General features: G+C 71.6%; 3 protein-coding genes. All 3 read right to left on the bottom strand.

Annotated features, from left to right (window positions below; genetic code table 11):
• Nucleotides 1–1,060: hypothetical protein (locus AC16DP_RS12770; protein ID WP_483956713.1), on the bottom strand; the 1,060-nt coding region annotated here is incomplete at its 3' end.
• A gap of 491 nt (nucleotides 1,061–1,551) precedes the next feature.
• Nucleotides 1,552–2,481 carry a DUF2381 family protein gene (locus AC16DP_RS12765; protein ID WP_329729973.1) on the bottom strand — a complete coding sequence of 310 codons (930 nt, stop codon included), beginning with the start codon at nucleotides 2,479–2,481 and terminating at the stop codon, nucleotides 1,552–1,554.
• Nucleotides 2,482–2,571: 90 nt separating this feature from the next.
• A partial coding sequence (locus tag AC16DP_RS12760; RefSeq protein ID WP_483956712.1) for a serine/threonine protein kinase occupies nucleotides 2,572–4,134 on the bottom strand: 1,563 nt, incomplete at its 5' end.

Below are 4,134 nucleotides of genomic sequence, written 5' to 3'. Positions count from 1 at the left end.
AGCTCGCCATCCGCCAGCACTCCAGCTCCATGCGCGCGTCCTTCAGCTCGCGCGCCAGGGGCGCCGTCTCCTCGTACAGCGCCGCCGCCTGGGCGTACTCCTGGGCCGTCACCCGCGCGGCGCCCTGTGCCATACGCGAGCTCAGCCGGAGTTGTGCGCCCTGGGGCTGTCCTTTCGCCGCGGACTCCCCGGCCGCCGCCTCCGCCTGCTGGTACTGCTCGAGCGCCTCCCGGGGCCGGCCCGCTCCCAGCAGCGCTCCCCCCACCGCGAAGTGCGCCGCCACCACCAGCTCGTACAGCCCCTGCCCGGCCGCCACGGCCACCGCCTGTGCTCCCAACGTCCGCGCCCTCTCCACGTCCCGCTTCGCCGCCGCGTTGCCCAGGCGCACGAAGAGCTCCCGGAACTGCCCTCCCGGGCTGTCCAGGTTGCCGGCCTCCTGTGACAGCTCCTCCAGCGCCCGGCCCATCTCCAGCTTCGCCGGTATCGTCACCACCTTGTCGGGCCGTGCCTCCGCCAACGGCTCCAACACCCGCGTCCTCGCGTCGTCCAGCACCACCAGGCGCACGTGGGCGGACCGCGCCTTCTCCACCGCGCTGCCCAACCACTTCAGCCAGGCGCTCGCATCCGTCCCCTGCGCCGGCAGCAGCACCACCACCAGGTGCTCGCACAGGCTCTCGTAGTGGCTCCGCAGCGAGTCGCACGCCGCCAGGAAGGCCTCCACGTCCATTCCCCCCTCCTTCACCGGCGGGCACCTCCAGCCCGGCAGACCCTCCTCCTCCAGCCCGGCGCGGCTCTCCTCCTCCATTCGCACCAGCGCCTCACGCAGCGCGTATCCGTAGCGCACCGGCTCATCGAAGGGCTCGTCCAGGCGCAGGAAGAGGTCCGGGCACTCCCCCATCCGCTCATCCCCCTCCTTCTCCAGGAACGCCTCCACCATCCGCACCTCGTCCGGCTCCACCACCCAGCGCAGCAGGCGCGCCTCGGGGAGCTGGGCGAACTCCATCCACTGGTCGTGGAGCAGGTCCAGCCGCCGCTCCACCGCGTTCTTCCGCACCATCATCGCGTTCCTCCCAGCGCGGAAATCCTCGCCTCCTCCAATCCCCCGAGGCTGGTGGCCCATGTCCGTTGGTGGGCTGCGAACGCGCTGAATGGCTCCCAGGCTAGACGAACACTTTCATGCCCCTCAACCCTCCACTCCGCTTCCCATCACCTCATGCATTTCCCTCTGGCTCGGATCCTCCATCGGCTCCGGCCTCACCCACAGCGCCGGGAGCTCCGCGTCACCCTTCTCGAAGGAGTCGAGGATCGGCGGCCAGCGCTCCCAGAACGAGAGCAGGGGCGGTCATCGTGTACTGGACGGGTGAAGAGCCATCCTGCGCTGTCGGAACGCCGCACGCCGAAAGAGAGGGGCTCGTGCCAATCGTGACCACGTTCGCACCAGCGCGACAACTGGAGGACGTGGCCGGGCGCTTCGGCGTCACCTCATCGGAAGTCGCGACCCTCCTCGTGGATGCTCAACGGAGGGGCGTCTGAAGCGGACCCTTGGTGGAGCTACGGGAAGGTCACGCCGTCGAAGTGCTCGCTCGCGCGGCCCGCCTCCCGGCCCCACCACTTCAGGGTGAAGGTGCCGCGCGCCGCCTCCCGCGGCACCTCCACCTCCACCCCGACGCTGCGCTTCTTCCCTGGAGCAATGGATTCCTCCGTCCACACCCCCAGCACCTTCCACTCCTCTCCCTTCGGCCCCACCAGCACCGCGCCCCCGGGCGTCCAGGGCGTGCTCCCATTGTTCTGTAACTGCTGCGTCACCAGCAGCCGCACCACCTCGTGCCCGCCCGCCACGCGTGTGGTGTCCGAGCGGTAGCTGCGGGCATCCATGGATTCGAGGGTGTTGCCCGGACGAGAGATGACGCTCCGGGTGATGTCCTTGCTGGCGATGCCGCTCTCGCCCAGCAGCCCCTGGGCGAGCAGGCCCAGGACTCCGCGCTGTCCGCCGCACTCCTCCGCCAGGCGCGCCTTGTCCTCCTGGCATTGCCGCGCTTCCGCTCGCGCCTGCTGCTCGCCTTGCCGGTTGGACTCGAGCGAGCGCGGCTGGCGTGTCACCTTCACCAACCGCGCGGCCTCGGACGGATGCACCACCAGCAGGAAGCGCACGCCCTTCGGGTCCGCGCCGTCCTGGAAGGTGAAGCCCAGCTGTACACGCTCTCCTGGGGTGAGGGCCCCCGTGGGCACGAGCGCGAACCCTGTCTCACCCGCCATCACCTGGAACCGTTCCCGTCCGGGCAGTTCCACGCGCCCCAATTCCGCGTCGAAGAGGAAATGGGTGGGCAGCCCCGGATGGATACACACCGCCAGCGCCTCGCCGGGGGTGTCCTCCGTCAACTCCAGGTGGCGTGTGCCTGCTTCACAGGCAGGCGGCGCGGCGTCCATGGGAACGGCGAGCAACACGAGTCGCAACAGGGCAGCGGCGGAGAGCACGGACATGAGGAAGGCACCTCACGGGGACGAGACCGGAGGAGTGGGGCTCTACCACACCTCCTGTCCGGTCGTGTCCGTCCCGATTCCGGGACGCCCCTACGGGAAGCGGTCCACCACCCGCACCCGCACGACGGGGTCCACCATCATCTTCCCCGGCCCGCTGCCGGGCTGGAGCTCCAGGCCGACGTTGCCACCCGTATCCATCAACTCCAGGCACACCGGGTACACCACCCCTTGAGGCGTGCGGGCCTCGGTGAAGCGGCCGTACACCCGCCCCTTGTGGACATAGAGCCTCCCGAAGAGGCGGGTGTTGTTCGGCAGCGCCACCGCCCCGCCCTTGCCCCCCCAGTTCGCTCCCACCTCCCAGTCTCCCCCCACCCGGAGGGTCGCGTCCTCCTGGACGTGCACGGACCTGCCGCGCACGCTGCTCCAGTCCACGCTCGTCCTTTCCCCGAGGCTCAGGCCGAGCGTGTTCGTCATGGTCTCCACGGCCCCGGCGGGGCACGCCTGGGGAGGCGGAGCGGGGCGCTCGGACGGCATCTGCTGCGGGGTGCCCATACAGGCCTGGAGCGCGGCGCCGGTGAGTCCGAGACACGCGGTGCGCACGGCGGCTCCCTGGCGCTTGGGGGCCATTTCAGGTGGGGGGCTGGAGGGCTGCTGTTTCACGGGAGCACTGTCCTTTCGAGGCGCCAGCGGCGGGGCGGCGGCCGGGGGAGGAGGCGCCTCGGGCGGAGGCGCGGCCACGGCCCGCACAGGTTCCGGTGCTGGCCCACCCGGCGCCACTTCCCGGCTGGAGCCGAGCCACCACGCCCCCACCGCCACCGCCAACCCCACGCCGACCCCCGCCAGCGCCCGGGCCCAGCGCGCCCAGGGCTTCACCGCGCGCCGCCGCTCCGGGTGCAGCACCTGCCGCCAGTCCACGTCCGTCCGGGCCCTCAATTCCTTCAGCGCCCGGCACAGCGTCACGGCGTCCGGGTAGCGAGCCTCCGGTGTCTTGGCCAGCAACCGCAGGCACACCGCCTCCACCTCCAGGGGCACCCGCGGGTTGACGAGGTGCGGCGGCAAGGGCTCGCGGTGCAGCACCGCCTCCACGTCCTCGCCCCCGTGCTCGGCGGGGCGGAAGGGAAAGCGGCCCGTCAGCAGCCGGTAGAGGACGACGCCCACCGCGTACAAATCATCCCCCACGCCGGCCCGGTAGTGCGCCCCTGGCTCGCCCGCGTGCGCCCGGCCATACGCCCACGCCTCGGGGGCGCGGTAGGCCGGCGTGCCCGGAGGAAACATCCCCTGTGTCAGCGTGGGGCAGGCCGGGTGCCAGCCCACCCCGAAGTCCACCAGCACCGCCTCGCCCGTCTTCTGGCACACCAGGATGTTGGCCTCCTTGACGTCACGGTGGATGACGCCCGCCTCGTGCGACACCGCCAGGCCACGCCCCACCTCCAGCGCCCGGTCCATCACCTCGCCCAGCGTGCGCCCGGGCGCCAGTCCCCACGCGTCCAGCGTGGGGCCCTTCACCAGTTCCATCTTCACCCACAGGTAGCGCGGGTTCTCCAGGGGCCACTGCCCCGCGCCCAACTGGCGCACGAGGTTGGGGTGGTTCAGGCGCGCGCCCAGCGCCATCTCCCGCCAGGCGCGCTCGGCCCGCTCGGGGCCCTGGTCCAG

The organism is Archangium sp., from assembly GCF_057119385.1.
Note: the sequence above shows the minus strand (reverse complement) of the source record. Positions and strands in the feature narration are given on the sequence as shown.

What these genes read in the sequence shown, in the direction of transcription:
- AC16DP_RS12765 (WP_329729973.1), bottom strand. Translation starts at nt 2,481, where the DNA reads ATGTCCGTGCTCTCCGCCGCTGCCCTGTTGCGACTCGTGTTGCTCGCC.